We start from the raw sequence: 15,780 nt of genomic DNA, 5'->3' as shown, positions 1-15,780 counted from the left end.
TGCCACTGCCCGCTGATCCCTAGACGTCGAGGTTGGAAACGCTCAGCGCGTTGTCCTGGATGAAGTCGCGGCGGGGCTCGACGAGATCGCCCATCAGGGCGGTAAAGATCTGGTCGGCTTCGTCGGTCTGGTTGATCTCGACCTTGAGCAGGGTGCGCGCATTGGGATCGAGCGTGGTTTCCCAGAGCTGGGAGGCATTCATTTCGCCCAGGCCCTTGTAGCGCTGCATGGTGACGCCTTTGCGGCCGGCATCGGTCACGGTCTTGAACAGGCTTGCCGGACCATAGATCGGGGTCACCTCGCCCTTGCGGGTGAGGGTGGGCACGCCGCCATAGATCTCGTCGAGCCGGTCGGCCAGTTGGCGCAGCTTGCGGGCGTCGGCGCTCTGCAGCAGGGCGCGGTCGAGCTGGTGGGTCTCGGTCACGCCGCGCACGGTGCGCGAGAAGGCCAGGCCCTCTTCGTCGGTGATCGCGCCGGACCAGCCGCGCTCAAGCTCATCGGAAATGCGATCGAGCCGGTTGGCGACGCGCTCCATGGTCTTGCCGATCCGCTCGGGGTCGCTCAGCCCTTCGGGGTCCAGCCCGCCGACGATGGCGGCCTGTTCGACCAGGCTCCGGTTGTAGCGGGTGTTGAGATTGTCGATGGCTTTGACGATGTCGCGGGCCTGCTGCAGGATGCTCATCAGGTCGGCGCCGGCATGTTCGGTACCGTGCTGGGTCTTGAGCACGGCGTCTTCCAGGCCATAGTCGAGCAGATAGTCTTCCAGCGCCCGCTCGTCCTTGAGATATTGCTCGGACTTGCCGCGCATGGCTTTGTAGAGCGGCGGCTGGGCGATGTAGATGTGGCCGCGCTCGATCAGCTCGGGCGTCTGGCGATAGAAGAACGTCAACAGCAGCGTGCGAATGTGCGCGCCGTCCACATCGGCGTCGGTCATGATGATGATCTTGTGGTAGCGCAGCTTGTCGGCGTTGAATTCCTCGCGGCCGATGCCCGTGCCCAGCGCCGTGATCAGCGTGCCGACCTGGTCGGACGAGATCATGCGGTCAAAGCGGGCGCGCTCGACATTGAGGATCTTGCCGCGCAGCGGCAGCACGGCCTGGTTGGAGCGGTCACGCCCCTGCTTGGCGGAGCCACCGGCGGAGTCACCTTCCACGATGAAGATTTCGCTCTTGGCGGGGTCGCGTTCCTGGCAATCGGCCAGCTTGCCGGGCAGCGAGGAGATTTCCAGCGCGCCCTTGCGGCGGGTCAGCTCGCGCGCCTTGCGGGCGGCTTCGCGGGCAGCAGCAGCCTCGGCGACCTTGCCGACGATGATCTTGGCCTCGTTGGGATGCTCTTCGAACCACTGGCCGAGCTTGTCGTTGACGATGTTTTCAACGACCGGGCGCACTTCGGAGGAGACCAGCTTGTCCTTGGTCTGCGACGAGAATTTTGGATCAGGCACCTTGACCGAGAGCACGCAGGTCAGGCCTTCGCGGGTGTCATCGCCGGTCAGCGAGACCTTCTCACGCTTGGCGATGCCCGAGGTTTCGGCATAGCTGGTGACCTGGCGCGTCAGCGCGCCGCGCAGGCCGGCCAGATGGGTGCCGCCGTCGCGCTGGGGGATGTTGTTGGTGAAGCACAGCACGTTCTCGTGGTAGCTGTCGTTCCACTGCAGCGCCACTTCCACGGTGATGCCGTCTTTTTCCGCGGTCATGGTGATGGGCCGGTCAATGGCCGCCACCTTGGACTTGTCGAGATAGTTCACGAAGGCCTCAAGGCCTCCCTCATAGAACAGCTCGACATTGACCGGATCAGTGTGGCGCAGATCGTTGAGCAGGATGCGCACGCCCGAATTGAGGAAGGCCAGCTCGCGCAGGCGATGCTCAAGGGTCTTGAAGTCGAACTCCACCATGGTGAAAGTTTCGGCCGAGGGGAAGAAGGTGATCTCGCTACCGCTGCGACCTTCATAGGTGCCCGGCTGCTTGTCCTCGACATAGGTGCCGGTCTGGACCAGCGGCGCGTCGGACACGCCATGGGTGAAGCTCATCTCGTGAATGCCGCCATCGCGGCGGATCTTGAGCTTGAGCCACTGGCTGAGCGCATTGACCACCGAAACGCCCACGCCATGCAGGCCGCCGGAGACCTTGTAGGAGTTCTGGTCGAATTTGCCGCCGGCATGGAGCTGGGTCATGATGACCTCGGCTGCCGAAATGCCCTCTTCCTTGTGGATCCCGGTGGGAATGCCGCGACCATTGTCGATCACGGTCACCGAGCCATCGGGATTGAGCGACACGGTCACCAGATCGGCGTGACCGGCCAGGGCCTCGTCGATGGCATTGTCGACCACCTCATAGACCATGTGGTGCAGGCCCGAGCCGTCATCCGTATCCCCGATATACATGCCGGGCCGCTTGCGCACGGCATCGAGGCCTTTGAGCACCTTGATGCTGTCGGCGCCATATTCTTCGGGAAGGGGATTTTGGCTATCGGTCATGGGGTCCGAATCAGTCGTTTCAGAGTGCATTTGTTCTAGCGGAACGGGGTGGCATCCCCAAGCAAAATGGCCTTTTGGAGGGCTTTTGCGGGGGATTGGGCACGCGAATTTGCCGGGGCAGGACTCAGTCGGCGGAGAGGCGCCCGTCGCGCACTGTCAGCACCTGTGCCCGCGACCCCAGCGCCTCGAACAGCATGCGGTCCGTACCGGTCAAAAAGCACTGCGTGCCCAGCCCGTCGAGGGCGGCAAACAGGGCCCGGCGCCGGTCCGGATCGAGGTGGGCGGCGATCTCGTCGAGCAGCAGAAAAGGCGTGATCCCGGTGCGCAGGCGCACCAGGCGCGCATGGGCCAGGATCAGCCCGATCAGCAGCGCCTTCTGCTCGCCGGTGGAGCCCAGGGCCGCCGGCATGCCCTTTTGTGCGTAGGTGACCTCGAGATCGACGCGATGCGGGCCCACCAGCGTGCGGCCGGCGGCGCGGTCGCGGCCACGGCTCTGGCGCCAGCCCTCGGCCAGGGCCGCCTCAAGTGCTGCCGATGCCGCGGGCTCGGACGTGTCCTCGAACAGCGGCGTCAGCGCCAGATGGGCGGCGGGGAAGCTGGCATCCTCCAGGCTCTGGCCGATCAGCGCCTGCAGATGCCCCAGGCTATCGGTGCGGGCCAAATGGATGGAGGCGCCCAGTTCGGCCAATTGCGCCTCGATGGCGCCGAGCCAGCTGGTATCACCATTGTCCTCGAGCAGGCGGTTGCGCTGCCGCATGGCCTTTTCATAATCGCTGACGGCAGCCGAGTGGCTGGGGATGAGCGTGGTCACCAGGCGATCGAGAAACCGCCTGCGATCGCCAGCCGGGCCCGAGAACAGGCCATCCATGGCCGGGGTGAGCCAGAGCACGCGCAGATAGTCGCTCATGGCCTCGATGGAGCGGGCATTGGCGCCATTGATGCGCACGCGGCGGCCGCCATCGGGCGCGGCGCCGGTGCCGATGTCGGCGGGCCCATCATCGGTCTCGACCGTCGCCGCCACGGCCCAGCCGATGTCGCTGCCATGGGCCTGCAGGGTCTCGAAACTGGCGCCACGCAGGCCACGCCCGGGCGAGAGCACCGAAATGGCCTCCAGCAGATTGGTCTTGCCGGCGCCATTGGCCCCGGTGAGCACGACATGGCGGCCATCGAGATCAAGCGCCGCCGTTGCATAGTTGCGAAAGGCGGTGAGGCGCAGGCGGGAGAGGTGGCGGATCATGTGTGTCTGCCGGCCATCATGTTATTCAACCCACCGCCCGTCACCCTCGGGCTTGACCCGAGGGCGTTGCACTTAAATTGCATCTGCAACTGAAGAGCCCTCGGGTCAAGCCCGAGGGTGACGATCGAGGTTGGCGCGAGCAATATCGCCCACTCAAACACGCATCGGCATCAGCACGTAGAGCGCGCGGGTTTCGCCCTCGTCCTTGACCAGGGTCGGCGAGCCGGCGTCGTTGAACATGAACACGGCGCTGTCGCTGCGGATCTGGCCGATGATGTCGAGCAGATAGCGGGCATTGAAGCCGATCTCGAAGCCGTCGGTCTCGAACTCCACCGCCAGCTCCTCGCTGGCCGTGCCGTGATCGGGATTGGTCACCGAGAGCTCGAGCAGGCCATCCTTGGCCTGGAGCTTGACGGCCTTGCCGCCACGATCGGAGGCAATGGTCGAGACGCGGTCGACGGCCGTGGCAAAGGCCGCGCGGTCGACATTCATCTGCTTGTCGTTGTTCTTGGGCGTCACCCGGTCATAGTCGGGGAACGTGCCTTCGATGAGCTTGCTGAGCAGCACCACCGAGCCGACGGTGAAGCGGATCTTGGTGTCGCTGACTTCCACCGTCACATCGCCATCGGCGCCGTCGAGCAGCTTCTGGACCTCACCAACGGTCTTTTTCGGCACGATGATGCCGGGCATGCCCTTGGCGCCATCGGGGGCCTCGATTTCGGCACGCGCCATGCGGTGGCCGTCGGTGGCCACGGCGCGCAGCACGGTGCCGAGGCCCGTGACGTCGATGGTGTGGAAATAGATGCCGTTGAGGTAGTAGCGGGTCTCTTCATTGCTGATGGCGAACTGGGTGCGCTCGATCAGCTCGCGCAGCGCGGCGGCCGGCATGGTGAACTCATGGCCGAAGCTGCCCGACTTGAGATCGGGGAAGCTGTCGGGCGACAGGCACGCCAGGTTAAAGCGCGAGCGGCCCGAGGTCAGCACCATGTTCTCGCCGCCATCGGTTTCGAGGCGCACTTCGGCGCCATCGGCCAGCTTGCGGACGATTTCATAGAGCGTATGGGCCGGCACCGTGGTGGTGCCCGGGGTCGCGACCATGGCGGGGACCGATTCGGTCACTTCGATATCAAGGTCGGTGGCGCGCAGCTCCACCTTGTCATCGCCGGCCTTGAACAGCACGTTGGCGAGAATGGGGTATGTGTTCCGCCGCTCCACGACCCGGTGCACATGGCTCAGCGACTTGAGCAGATGATTGCGTTCGAGCGTGACTTTCATGCGGCAATATCCCTGGCACTACGCGGCTGCGTCTGGGCAGCAAAAACCCCCGGCAAGCCGGGGTTGGACATTTACAATTTGGTGACCAAAACGCAAGTGCGGGCGGCATTTTGCCCCCGGCAAATGCGCTGGGCCTGACGGGCTGTATCACGCGGCAAATCTGGTTAGGCTCCGCAGCAGTCAAATCGAGGAGGTGAACATGAGCGCGTGTTTCCAGGCAGACGGCGTTGCGGTGATAACCGGGGGCGCCAGCGGCATCGGCCGGGCGGCCGCCCGGCGCGCCGCTGCAGCGGGCATGGGCGTGGCCCTGGTGGACGTCAACGACGTCAAGCTGGCGAGCCTCGCCGAAGAGCTGGGCGGCGTGGTGGGGGCCGATCGCGTGCTGGCCGCCAATATCGACGTCGCCGACCCCTCTGCCATGTTGTCGCTGGCTGACGAAGTGCAGCACAGGCTGGGCAATGTGACGCTGCTGATGAACAATGCCGCGGCCTTCGTCTCGGGCGGCGCCGGCGGCATTCTGGACCCCAATGACAATTGGCAGCGCCTGTTCGCGGTCAATGTGCTGGGCCCCGTCAATGGCGTCCAGGCCTTCCTGCCCGCCATGCTGGCGTCCAGCAAGGCCGGGGTCATCGTCAATACCGGCTCCAAGCAGGGTCTGACCAATCCCCCGGGCAATCCGGCCTATAATACCTCCAAGGCGGCCGTGAATGCCTACACACAAAACCTGGCGCGTGACCTGCGCGAGCGCGATGGTTGCTCGATCACAGCCCATCTGCTGATCCCGGGCTGGACCACAACGGGCGACGCCGAACACCGGCCCGGCGCCTGGCTGCCCGAACAGGTGATTGACCTGATGGAGCAGTCCATTGCGGACAATCGCTTCTTCATCCTCTGCCCGGACGACGAGACCCCCAACGCCGTCGATCACAAGCGCATCCTGTGGAATGCGCTCGACATCATCGAGAACCGCCCGGCGCTGTCGCGCTGGCACAGTGACTACAAGGACGCGTTTGCCGCCTTCATGGCTGACGACAGCACCATGCCCAAGACAGGATCAAGCCGATGAATACTGCAGTCTCCAAGAGCACAATGACCCTGTGGACCGGCCAGACCGTGCCCCGCGTTGGCCTGGGCTGCTGGGCCATCGGCGGGCCGACGCTCAACGACGGGCCCTCCACCTCCTATGGCGCCACCGACGATGCGCAGTCGCGGGCGGCGCTGCAGGCCGGCTATGAGATGGGCGCACGTGTCTTTGACACCGCAGCCGGCTATGGCGCGGGGCATTCCGAAGTGCTGGTCGGCGAAGAGATCGCCCGGCACGCCGACGCCGTCATCGTCACCAAGTTTGGTTTTGAGGTGGACCATGCCAATCGCCGCAATGGCGATGTGAATGTGACGCCCGAGGGCATCCGCAGCGTCATCGGCGGCAGCCGCAGCCGACTGAAACGCGACCGCATCGACCTGGCTCTGCTGCATCTCAACGAGATGGACCCGGCCCTGGCGCCGCAAGTGTTCGATACGCTCGAAACCCTGGTGGCCGAAGGCTGGATCGGCGCCTATGGCTGGAGCACCGACTTCATGCCGCAAGCGCGGGCCGGCGCGGACTATCCGCACTTCGTGGCCATCGAGAACGACTACAATGTGTTCACCCCGGCACGGGCGCTCATGGATTTCGTCAGCGCGCGCAATCTGGTCTCGATCAGCCGCCTGCCGCTGGCCATGGGCCTGCTGACCGGCAAATATGCGCCCGACAGCACGCTGGGCCGCGACGATGTGCGCGCGCAGGACTTTGCCTGGCTGCGCTTTTTTAGGGATGGCAAGCCCAGTGCCGAGTATCTGGAGCGCCTCGGGGCCATCCGGGAATTGTTGCAGACGGATGGGCGCACGCTGGCGCAGGGCGCGCTGGCCTGGATCCTCGCCAGTTCCGACCGGGCCCTGCCCGTGCCCGGCTTCCGCAGCGTGGCACAGGTGCGCGACAATATGGGCACGCTGGAGAAGGGACCGTTGGGGGCCCAGACCATGGCCGAAATCGCTGACCTGCTCGCCGCCGAATAGGTCCTCGGCTAAGCAAAAGCCCCGCGCCACAGGCGCGGGGCTGAACGACCGACCTGTCGGTGGAACGGCGGCTATTCCTCGAGCATGCGCTTGAGCAGCTCGATCTCCTGGGCCAGTTCGACATCATCCTTGATCATCTGTTCCACCTTGCGCACCGAATGCAGCACGGTGGTGTGGTCGCGTCCGCCGAAGCGGCGGCCGATTTCGGGCAGCGAGCGCGAGGTCAGCGCCTTGGCCAGGAACATGGCGATCTGGCGCGGCCGCACCACATCGCGCGAGCGGCGGGCCGAGAGCAGCTCATTGCGCGGCACCTTGTAGTGGCGCGAGACCATGCGCAGGATGTCCTCGATGCGCACGCGGCGCACTTCGCGGCTGCGGATCAGGTCGCCCAGGGTCTTTTCGGCCAGCGGCACGGTGACCAGTTCACCGGTGAGCTGGTTGGCGGCGACGAGGCGATTGACGGCGCCGTCGAGGTCGCGGCCATGGCTGATGACCGCGCGGGCGATATAGTCGATCACGGGCGCGGGGAAGTGCATGCCATAGCGCGCGGTGGCCTGGTCGGCGCGGCGCTGCACGATGGCGCGGCGCAGTTCGAGATCAAAGCCCGAGATCGGCACGACCAGCCCGCCCGAGAGACGCGAGCGGACGCGCTCATCGAGCATTTCGAGATCGCGCGGCGGCGCATCGCCGGCCACCACGACCTGCTTGGCCCCGGTGAGCAGCGTGCCCAGCGTATGGCCGAATTCGGTGGCCGACTTGCCCTGCAGGAACTGCATGTCGTCGATCAGCAGCAGGTCGACGCGGCGCAGCCATTCCTTGAAGCCGAGCGCGGACTGGCGCTGCACGGCGGTGATGAAATGGTACATGAAGTGGTCGGCGGTCAGATAGACGATGTTCTTGGAGGCATCGGCCGACTGCACGGCATGGGCGATGGCGTTGAGCAGGTGGGATTTGCCCAGGCCGACGGTGGAGTGGATATAGACCGGGTTGAAGGTCACGGCATTGTTGGCGGCGGCATTGGCGATCTGCTTGGCAACGCCAAAGGCCATTTCATTGGCTTCGCCGGCCACGAAGCTGTCGAAGGTCATGCGCGGATCGATGGCGCTGCCCGACAGCGCATCACCCTTGGGCTGTGCTGCCGCGTCGCGCGGAAAGCGCGCCACAGTCGAAGCCAGCATCGGCGCACTGGGGGCTGCGGGGGTCGCGGTCTCCTCGGCGGCCGGCGTCTCGGTGACGACCGGCGCCAGGCGCGGACGGGCCTGGCCATTGACGCGCAGCGTCACCTGGATGCGGCTGACGGTTTCGGCGTCCTGGCGGAAGGCCTCCAGGATGCGGTCGGCATAGTTGGACTGCACCCAGGAGCACAAAAAGCGCGTGGGCGCGGACAGGTGCACCACGTCGTCGACAATCTCTTCCAGCTCGAGGCTGGCGAACCAGGAGGTGAACACATCGGCACCGACCGACGCCTTGATCCGGGCACGCACGCGGTTCCAGAGTTCGCGCTGGCCTTCGGAGGAGTCGGTTGTGGTCATGACAGGAGTATCGCCTTTGGTGGTCAGGGAGATGGTTGCCGGGTGGGAGGAGTCCCAATCCGGCTGTCCGGCGGTCGCCTGTCGCGTCATTGTCAGCCTCGTTTCTTCTCGCCGGCCGGTCCGCAAAGTCCCGCCAGCAGCATTCTTGTTTCTCCATGGCCGTAACGTGTGGTCCACGCGGCCATGGCTTCGCCCCTGCATCCGCTCGCGCGGACACGCCTTTTCTCTCCGTCGGTGTGTGCCGCCGGCGTCTTACGCCTATCTATCGTGAACCCGGCCAGAGCTGGCCTGTGTCGATAAACTACAACATGGTCGCCGAAATGGACGCACAAGCGCATGAGTTGTGAACACAACCCTCACCTGTCACCACTTCCGGCCGGAACCGAACCGAGTAAAAACTGCCCCACATAGTGCCCCGCCAGCCTGTGTTGGATCGCTCGTAAGTGGCGTCTTTTTCAAGCTGACGAGATTACTTTAGAGGGACGATTTTGGGCTCGCAACCGTGGAATCGGAAAAATGGGGGCTTGACTCTGAGTGAGAATTTTAGCCATCCGCACCCCCCTCCGCGATGATCCAAACCAAGCGTTTGTGACTCAATGCAGAATCCCCAAAACGGGCTTTCCGGCACCCCAAAATAATTTTTCCGGTGCGACCTTTCGGCTCGCCTTCAAGCGTCATGAAGACATTTTCACGACGCCGCGGGCCGGCAACAAACTCCTGACAATACTCAACAAAAGCCCGTACTTAGGCGCTCTACAGGGCGCCTGGCCGGCTGTCACGCAAATGACACGATGGCCGCAAGACGGAAAAGCATGCCCGTGTGACCGGGCAAAGAAAATGGGCTCCGCAAGGAGCCCATTTGTCGGGTCACGCCAACCGTGCGGAACGCACGGCGGGGACAATTGTCTTAGGCGCTGAGGGCCTTCACGCGGCTGTTCAGGCGGCTCACCTTGCGGGCGGCCAGATTGGCGTGAACGATGCCCTTGGAAGCAGCCCGGTTGATCTCGGGAGCTGCAACAGCCAGGGCTTCCATGGCCAGCTTGTGGTCGCCGGCAACAATGGCTTCTTCAACCTTGCGGATGAAGGTGCGCACGCGCGAACGGCGCGACTTGTTGACCGCGGTGCGGGCTTCGATCTTGCGGGTAGCCTTTTTGGCTGACGGCGTATTGGCCATGATGGTCCTCTTGGCGTCCAACCGGCCGATCGCGCCACGAGGTCGCATGCGTCCGGGATGAAATGAAATCGGCGGCTTTCGACTGCCGCCAAGTTGGTGGGTCTATAGGGGAAGCCAGGGTTAGCGTCAACTGGATTCAGCCCCGGCGCGGGTCAGGGTTGCTTCTGGCACACGGGACAAAAGAAGGTGGAGCGGCCCGATTGCACGATCCGCTGGATGACGCCATGGCAGCCGGGCGTGGGGCAGGCATCCCCCTCGCGGTCATAGACTGCAAAATTGTGCTGGAAATAGCCCGAGCCGCCCTGGGCATTGCGGAAGTCGCGCAGGGTGGAGCCGCCCGAGACAATGGCCTCGTCGAGCACCTGGCGCACGGCCCGCACAAGATCATCGAGCGCCCGCTTGGGCCGGCCGGTGGGCGTCACCAGGCTGCCGGCCATCACCGTGGGCAGGATATGGGCGCGATGAAGCGCCTCGGACACATAGATATTGCCTAGGCCGGCGACGATGCGCTGGTCGAGCAAGGCCGCCTTGATCGGCGTCTTCTTGCCGGCAAAGGCCTGGGCCAATGCCGCAGCGTGAAAATCGTTGCCGAGGGGCTCGGGTCCGAGGCCGGCGAGATAGGGGCTGGCCGAGAGATCTTCATAGAGATCGAGAAAGCCGAAGCGGCGGGGGTCGGCATAGATCAGGTGGCTCTGGCCATGGGCCGGATGGGCGATGTCAAAGACCAGATGGTCATGCTTGGGTGCCAGGCCCGGCTCATAATAGCGCGGCGCCTTGTCGATGCCGTGTTCGGCGAAGCGCCAGGAGCCGGTCATGCCCAGGTGGCTGAGCAGGGTGCGACCGCTCTCGAGCCCGATCAGCAGATATTTGGCGCGGCGGCCGACGCCGATGATGGTGTCGCCCTCCAGCCCTGCCTTGAGGTTGACCGGAAAGGGAAAGCGCAGATCGGCCCGGTTGAGCGTGACGGTCTGGATGCGGGCGCCGGCCAGCCAGGGCTCCAGCCCCCGGCGCACCGTTTCCACCTCGGGCAGTTCGGGCATGTTTGGATCTCTTTCACCTGTGCCGCTTTGCGCCATGGCAAAGCCGGATGGGGTTGAATATGGTGCGCGCCGACAGACTATAGAAGTGTTTCCCTCAGGCGGATTGGACCCATGCCATGACCCAGGCCCACGAGACCACCCATTTTGGCGAGCAGACCGTGGCGCTCGACGACAAGCAGGGCCTGGTCAACAAGGTGTTTCACGGCGTGGCGGACCGCTACGACCTGATGAACGATCTGATGAGCATGGGCATCCACCGGCTGTGGAAGAATGCCATGGTCGCCGATCTGGCGCCGCCCAAGTCCGGCAGCCGGCCCTATCGCGTGCTCGACATGGCCGGCGGCACCGGCGACATCGCCGAGCGCATCATCAATGCCTCGGTGGGCTATGCCGAGGTGGTGGTCAGCGACATCAATTCGGACATGCTGCGCGTCGGCGCCGAGCGCGCCAAGTCCTGGCGGTTCCCGGCCCAGGCCAGCTTCGTCGAGGCCAATGCCGAGGAGCTGCCCTTCGAGAGCAACAGCTTTGACGCCTATACGATCGCCTTCGGCATCCGCAATGTCCCGCGCATCCAGAAGGCGCTGAACGAAGCCCATCGCGTGCTCAAGCGCGGTGGCCGCATCCTGGTGCTCGAGTTCAGCCAGGTCGATGTGCCCGGCATGGACGTGGTCTACAAGGCCTTTTCCGACAGCATTATCCCGCCCATGGGCAAACTGGTGACCGGGGACGCCCAGCCCTATCAATATCTGGTGGAATCGATCCGCAAGTTCCCCAGCCCGCCGCAGTTCGAGGCCATGCTGGCCGAAGCGGGTTTCAAGCGCTGCAAGCACACATCCTATACGGGCAATGTGGCCACGCTGTTCTCGGGATGGAAGCTCTAGCCCATGCTGTTCGGTGCCTATTTCCGCCTGCTGCGGGCCGGCTATGTGCTGGCGCGCGAAGGCGCATTGTCCATCATCTCGATTGACGGCCTGCCCCCGGCCCTGGCGCCGATGCGCCTGGGTATCTGGCTGGGGCGGCTGATCGAGCGCCCCAGCGTGCGCAAGACCGGCCATGTCGAGCGGCTCAACGCCGCGCTCAACCGGCTGGGCCCCACCTATGTCAAGTTCGGACAGACGCTGGCCACCCGCCCCGATGTGGTGGGCGCCGCCGTGGCGCAGGATCTGGCGGGGCTGCAGGACCGGATGGCGCCGTTTGATCCGGCGCTGGTGCCGGCCATCCTCACCGACGCGCTGGGCGACAAGGCCGCCGAACTCACCGAAATGAGCCCGCCCATTGCCGCCGCCTCCATTGCCCAGGTGCACAAGGCCATGCTGGTGCCCGCCGAGGGCCCGCGCCGCGCCGTGGCGGTCAAGCTGCTGCGGCCCGGCGTCGAACAGCGCTTCCGCTCCGATATCGAGAGCTTTTATGCCGTGGCCCGGCTGGCCGATCGCTTCGTGCGCTCCACCAAGCGGTTGCGGCCCATCGAGGTGGTCGAGACGCTCGACCGCTCGGCCCAGCTCGAGCTCGACCTGCGGCTCGAGGCCGCCGCCATTTCCGAAATGGCCGAGAACATCAAGGACGACACCGGCTTTGTCATCCCCACCGTCAGCTGGGATCATGTGGCGCATAATGTGCTGACCACCAGCTGGGTCGAGGGCATTCCGATCCGCGACCATGCCGCGCTCGACGCGGCCGGGGTGGATCGCAAGGCGCTGGCGGCGACGCTGCTGCAAAGCTTTCTCAAGCATGCCATCCGCGACGGCTTCTTTCACGCCGACATGCACCCGGGCAATCTGTTCGCCGATCCGCGCACCAATGGCGTGATCGCGGTCGACTTCGGCATCATGGGCCGTATCAACCGGCGGGAACGCCGGTTCCTCGCCGATATTCTCTATGGCTTCATCACCCGCAACTACCGGCTGGTGGCAGAGCGGCATTTCGAGATCGGCTATGTGCCGGCCAACAAGTCGGTGGATGATTTCGCGCTGGCCATCCGCTCCATCGGCGAGCCGCTGCATGGGCGCACCGCGCGCGACATTTCCATGGCGCGGGTTCTGGGCCAGCTGTTCGCCATCACGGACCTTTTCGACATGCAGACCCGGCCCGAGCTGGTGCTGCTGCAGAAATCGATGGTGCTGGTGGAGGGCGTGGCGCGGGCGCTCGACCCCGATCTCGACATCTGGACCGTGGCCGAGCCGGTTGTCGGCGACTGGCTGCGTCGCGAGGCCGGCCCGCTGGGGCAGATCGAAACCCTCAAGGAGCATGTCAAGACCGCTGCCGAGGCCGCCGGTCGGCTGCCGACCATCCTCAGCCAGGCCGAACTGGCCCTGGCCGATTACCACGCCAACAAGCACCGCCCGGCCGATCCGCTGCTGCGCGCCATGTTGCTGGGTCTGATGGGTTTGGCCGGACTTATCCTATTGATCGGGCTCTGGCGTCTTGTCATGCTGCCGGGGGTCTAGGGCGCTTGTCCGCTTGCGCCCTTGCCCCTAGATTGTCGAACAATCCGAACATTTTGCGAGTCTCCTGATGCCGTCCAGCCCCGTCTCGATCGCATTGCGCTGGCTGGAGCATGGCCGCGGCCTGCCGCTGCCGGCCCAGCAGACCGCCGGGGCGGCCGGGCTCGATCTGGCGGCAGCGCTGCCGGCAGGAGAAAGCCTCGAGATCGCGCCGGGCCGCCATGCCATGGTGCCGACCGGCTTTGCCATGGCCCTGCCCATCGGCTTTGAGGCGCAGATCCGGCCGCGTTCGGGCCTTGCAGCCAAGCACGGCGTGACGGTGCTCAATGCCCCCGGCACGGTGGATGCGGACTATCGGGGCGAGGTGAAGGTGATGCTGATCAATCACGGCACCCAGGCCTTTGTGGTGCAGCGCGGAGACCGCATCGCGCAGATGGTGGTGGCCCCGGTGAGCGCCGTCAGGATCGATGCAGTGGAGACACTTGATGAAACGCAACGCGGCGAGGGCGGACATGGTTCAACGGGTCGCTAGGCGTCTGCTGGGCCTTTTGGGCGCGCTGGTCCTGCTGGTCATCCCGGCCCTGGCCGGCGACCGGGCGCTGATCGAGGTCATCGGCTATTCGCGGGACAGTCATTACCTGGCCTTTGAGGAATTCGGCATCCAGGATGGTTCGGGCTTTGCCTATTCGACCGTCTATGTGATCGATCTGGTCGAGGACAATTGGGTGGTCGGCACCCCGATCCGCAAGCTGGCCGACAAGGAAGAGACGTCCCTGCTCGAGGTGCGCGCAGAGGCGCGCGAAAAGGCCGGCGAAACGCTGGCGACGCTTGGCATCGATGCGCCGGTGCAGGTGCTGGCCATGGCGGCCGATGGCGCCCCGGACATGGACGGGCAGAGCCTGCACTTCGGCCTGCCCGGCTATGGCATTGGCGATGTGATGGGCGACTACAGGCTGACCCTGTCAACGGGGGAGGTGCAGGCCATGACCCCGTGCAACGCCTGGTTCGGCGCCCGTGCCATCGGCTTTTCCCTGGCCGTGGCAGACGGGGACCAAACCCGGCTGGTGCATCAGGACGACACGCTGCCACGCTCGCGCGGCTGCCCGGTCAACTACCGCATCTATGCCGTGCTGGCGCCCTGGGTCGATGACCCCCTGCCCCATGCCGTGGCGCTGATCTCGATCTATGCGCAGGGCTTCGAGGGGCCGGACCGGCGCTTTCTTGCGGTGCCCCTTGGCTTCTGATCCGCTGTCGCCCGAAGAGACCCGCCGCTATGCGCGCCATCTGGTGCTCAAGGGCATGGGCGGGCGCGGGCAACAGGCGCTCAAGGCGGCGCGCGTTCTGGTGGTCGGCGCCGGCGGGCTGGGCAGTCCGGTGATTGCCTATCTGGCGGGCGCCGGGGTCGGCACGCTGGGCATAGCCGAGCATGACGAGATCGCCTTGTCCAACCTGCAGCGGCAGGTGATCCACACCAGCGCCGGCATCGGCAGCGGCAAGGCCGAGAGCGCGCGCGACTTCGCCGCTGCGCTCAATCCGCATGTGGCCATCCGCCTGCATCCGCAGCTGACGGCGGCCAATGCCGACGCCGAGCTGGCCGGCTATGACATCGTGCTCGACGGCACCGACAACCTCGTCACGCGCCGTGCGGTGGCCGCTGCCGCCGCCAAAGCCGGCATCCCCCTGGTCTCGGGCGCGGTCTCGATGTTCGACGGCCAGGTGACCGTCTTTGCTCCGGGGGGACCGGGGTTTGATGCGCTCTATCCCATAGGGGCCGACGATGCCGACCTGCCCAGTTGCGAGGCGACGGGCATATTGGGGCCGCTGACCGGGGTCATTGGCACGCTGATGGCCATGGAGGCTATCAAGCTGATCACCAGCATCGGCACGCCCTTGATCGGGCGCGTGCTGACCTATGACAGCCAGGGCGCGCATTTTTCCGAGTTCGCGTTCTGAGCGCGGCGCCGCCCGCTGCGAGCGACACCCAGGTCATCGCACGGCGCGCCTGGCACAGCGGGGAAACCCTGTTTCTGCTCGGGCCGGGCGGCGTGGGGAAGTCGACGCTTGGCCGCGCGCTGGCGCAACAGCTCGGCTGGCCCCTGCTCGATCTGGACTTGGAGTTCTGCGCGCGGATCGCCGTGATCGGCGACTATATTGCCGCCCATGGCTATGGGGCCTACCGCGCCGCCAATCTGGCGCTGGCGCAGGAGATGGCGGCCAAACCCGTTGGCCCACAGGTCTTCGTCACCCCGTCGGGTTTTCTGGCGGCCGCGCCTGAAACAGAGGACTATCAGCAGGCCCGGGCGCTGATCTGGGGTGGCTATGGCATGGTGCTGCTGCCCAGCCTCGATATCGACCTGGCCTGCCGCATCGTGGTGGCGCGGCAGTTGACGCGCGGCTTTGGTTTTGAGGCAGAGAGCGAAAGCGAGAAGTTCCGCACGCGCTTTGCGCGGTACCGGGCGGAGGGCGATGCGCTGGTGCTCTCGACAGCGGCGCCCGGCGCCATGGCCGCCGCTGTCATCGCGGCGACCGGACTTGGCAAGACCTGATCAGCCG

14 protein-coding genes are annotated in these 15,780 nt (G+C 65.4%); 8 read left to right on the top strand and 6 right to left on the bottom strand.

Annotated features, from left to right (window positions below; translation table 11 throughout):
• Positions 1–19: 19 nt before the first annotated feature.
• From gyrB to dnaN, 3 genes are all read right to left on the bottom strand, one after another.
• Positions 20–2,473: a DNA topoisomerase (ATP-hydrolyzing) subunit B gene (gyrB, locus tag K1177_RS15720; protein ID WP_224704572.1), complete on the bottom strand. Its 2,454-nt coding sequence runs from the start codon at positions 2,471–2,473 to the stop codon at positions 20–22.
• A 124-nt stretch (positions 2,474–2,597) separates the two neighbouring features.
• A complete protein-coding gene (gene recF / locus K1177_RS15715) occupies positions 2,598–3,710 on the bottom strand; it encodes a DNA replication/repair protein RecF (protein ID WP_224704563.1) in 1,113 nt (370 codons plus the stop codon).
• 153 nt (positions 3,711–3,863) lie between these two features.
• A complete protein-coding gene (gene dnaN / locus K1177_RS15710; RefSeq protein ID WP_224704561.1) occupies positions 3,864–4,985 on the bottom strand; it encodes a DNA polymerase III subunit beta in 1,122 nt (373 codons plus the stop codon).
• Positions 4,986–5,184: 199 nt separating this feature from the next.
• Between dnaN and K1177_RS15705 the strand changes: the two genes are divergently transcribed.
• Together K1177_RS15705 and K1177_RS15700 are read left to right on the top strand one after the other, a co-directional pair.
• The gene (locus K1177_RS15705; RefSeq protein ID WP_224704559.1) at positions 5,185–6,051 is read left to right on the top strand and encodes an SDR family NAD(P)-dependent oxidoreductase; all 867 of its coding nucleotides are present in this window, start codon (positions 5,185–5,187) and stop codon (positions 6,049–6,051) included.
• On the top strand, positions 6,048–7,040 hold the full coding sequence (locus K1177_RS15700) for an aldo/keto reductase (protein ID WP_224704556.1): 993 nt from the start codon (positions 6,048–6,050) through the stop codon (positions 7,038–7,040). The genes K1177_RS15705 and K1177_RS15700 overlap by 4 nt, the downstream gene beginning before the upstream one ends.
• Before the next feature lie 71 nt (positions 7,041–7,111).
• Here K1177_RS15700 and dnaA read toward each other — a convergent pair whose 3' ends face one another.
• The 3 genes from dnaA to mutM form a co-directional block, all read right to left on the bottom strand.
• On the bottom strand, positions 7,112–8,572 hold the full coding sequence (gene dnaA, locus K1177_RS15695; protein WP_224704554.1) for a chromosomal replication initiator protein DnaA: 1,461 nt from the start codon (positions 8,570–8,572) through the stop codon (positions 7,112–7,114).
• 907 nt (positions 8,573–9,479) lie between these two features.
• Positions 9,480–9,746 carry a 30S ribosomal protein S20 gene (gene rpsT, locus K1177_RS15690; RefSeq protein WP_224704552.1) on the bottom strand — a complete coding sequence of 89 codons (267 nt, stop codon included), beginning with the start codon at positions 9,744–9,746 and terminating at the stop codon, positions 9,480–9,482.
• Between the two features lie 152 nt (positions 9,747–9,898).
• Positions 9,899–10,786: a bifunctional DNA-formamidopyrimidine glycosylase/DNA-(apurinic or apyrimidinic site) lyase gene (mutM, locus tag K1177_RS15685; protein ID WP_224704544.1), complete on the bottom strand. Its 888-nt coding sequence runs from the start codon at positions 10,784–10,786 to the stop codon at positions 9,899–9,901.
• Between the two features lie 116 nt (positions 10,787–10,902).
• Here mutM and ubiE point away from each other — a divergent pair, with 116 nt between their 5' ends.
• The 6 genes from ubiE to K1177_RS15655 all read left to right on the top strand — a co-directional run bounded on the left by ubiE (position 10,903) and on the right by K1177_RS15655 (position 15,773).
• Positions 10,903–11,667 (top strand): bifunctional demethylmenaquinone methyltransferase/2-methoxy-6-polyprenyl-1,4-benzoquinol methylase UbiE, encoded by a 765-nt coding sequence (gene ubiE, locus K1177_RS15680; protein WP_224704542.1) that lies wholly within the window; start codon positions 10,903–10,905, stop codon positions 11,665–11,667.
• Positions 11,668–11,670: 3 nt separating this feature from the next.
• Complete coding sequence (gene ubiB, locus K1177_RS15675; RefSeq protein ID WP_224704541.1) at positions 11,671–13,230, top strand: 2-polyprenylphenol 6-hydroxylase; 1,560 nt, start codon at positions 11,671–11,673, stop codon at positions 13,228–13,230.
• Positions 13,231–13,297: 67 nt separating this feature from the next.
• Entirely contained in the window at positions 13,298–13,759 is a 462-nt protein-coding gene (gene dut / locus K1177_RS15670; RefSeq protein ID WP_224704539.1) for a dUTP diphosphatase, read from the top strand.
• On the top strand, positions 13,740–14,471 hold the full coding sequence (locus K1177_RS15665) for a DUF2259 domain-containing protein (RefSeq protein WP_224704537.1): 732 nt from the start codon (positions 13,740–13,742) through the stop codon (positions 14,469–14,471). The genes dut and K1177_RS15665 overlap by 20 nt, the downstream gene beginning before the upstream one ends.
• On the top strand, positions 14,413–15,180 hold the full coding sequence (locus K1177_RS15660; protein ID WP_396120228.1) for a HesA/MoeB/ThiF family protein: 768 nt from the start codon (positions 14,413–14,415) through the stop codon (positions 15,178–15,180). The genes K1177_RS15665 and K1177_RS15660 overlap by 59 nt, the downstream gene beginning before the upstream one ends.
• Before the next feature lie 92 nt (positions 15,181–15,272).
• Entirely contained in the window at positions 15,273–15,773 is a 501-nt protein-coding gene (locus tag K1177_RS15655) for a shikimate kinase (RefSeq protein ID WP_224704533.1), read from the top strand.
• The last annotated feature ends 7 nt before the right edge of the window (positions 15,774–15,780 follow it).

The organism is Devosia aquimaris (assembly GCF_020169335.1).
Lineage (GTDB): Bacteria > Pseudomonadota > Alphaproteobacteria > Rhizobiales > Devosiaceae > Devosia > Devosia aquimaris.
The sequence above is the reverse complement of the archived record's forward strand: the minus strand, read 5'-3'. Positions and strand labels throughout refer to the sequence as shown.

Excerpts from the sequence above, each read along its gene's own strand:
- rpsT (WP_224704552.1), bottom strand. The coding sequence starts at position 9,746 with ATGGCCAATACGCCGTCAGCCAAAAAGGCTACCCGCAAGATCGAAGCC.
- mutM (WP_224704544.1), bottom strand. The coding sequence starts at position 10,786 with ATGCCCGAACTGCCCGAGGTGGAAACGGTGCGCCGGGGGCTGGAGCCC.
- gyrB (WP_224704572.1), bottom strand. The coding sequence starts at position 2,473 with ATGACCGATAGCCAAAATCCCCTTCCCGAAGAATATGGCGCCGACAGC.
- K1177_RS15660 (WP_396120228.1), top strand. The coding sequence starts at position 14,413 with ATGCGCAGGGCTTCGAGGGGCCGGACCGGCGCTTTCTTGCGGTGCCCC.
- recF (WP_224704563.1), bottom strand. The coding sequence starts at position 3,710 with ATGATCCGCCACCTCTCCCGCCTGCGCCTCACCGCCTTTCGCAACTAT.
- ubiE (WP_224704542.1), top strand. The coding sequence starts at position 10,903 with ATGACCCAGGCCCACGAGACCACCCATTTTGGCGAGCAGACCGTGGCG.
- dut (WP_224704539.1), top strand. The coding sequence starts at position 13,298 with ATGCCGTCCAGCCCCGTCTCGATCGCATTGCGCTGGCTGGAGCATGGC.
- dnaA (WP_224704554.1), bottom strand. The coding sequence starts at position 8,572 with ATGACCACAACCGACTCCTCCGAAGGCCAGCGCGAACTCTGGAACCGC.
- K1177_RS15700 (WP_224704556.1), top strand. The coding sequence starts at position 6,048 with ATGAATACTGCAGTCTCCAAGAGCACAATGACCCTGTGGACCGGCCAG.
- ubiB (WP_224704541.1), top strand. The coding sequence starts at position 11,671 with ATGCTGTTCGGTGCCTATTTCCGCCTGCTGCGGGCCGGCTATGTGCTG.
- dnaN (WP_224704561.1), bottom strand. The coding sequence starts at position 4,985 with ATGAAAGTCACGCTCGAACGCAATCATCTGCTCAAGTCGCTGAGCCAT.
- K1177_RS15665 (WP_224704537.1), top strand. The coding sequence starts at position 13,740 with ATGGTTCAACGGGTCGCTAGGCGTCTGCTGGGCCTTTTGGGCGCGCTG.
- K1177_RS15705 (WP_224704559.1), top strand. The coding sequence starts at position 5,185 with ATGAGCGCGTGTTTCCAGGCAGACGGCGTTGCGGTGATAACCGGGGGC.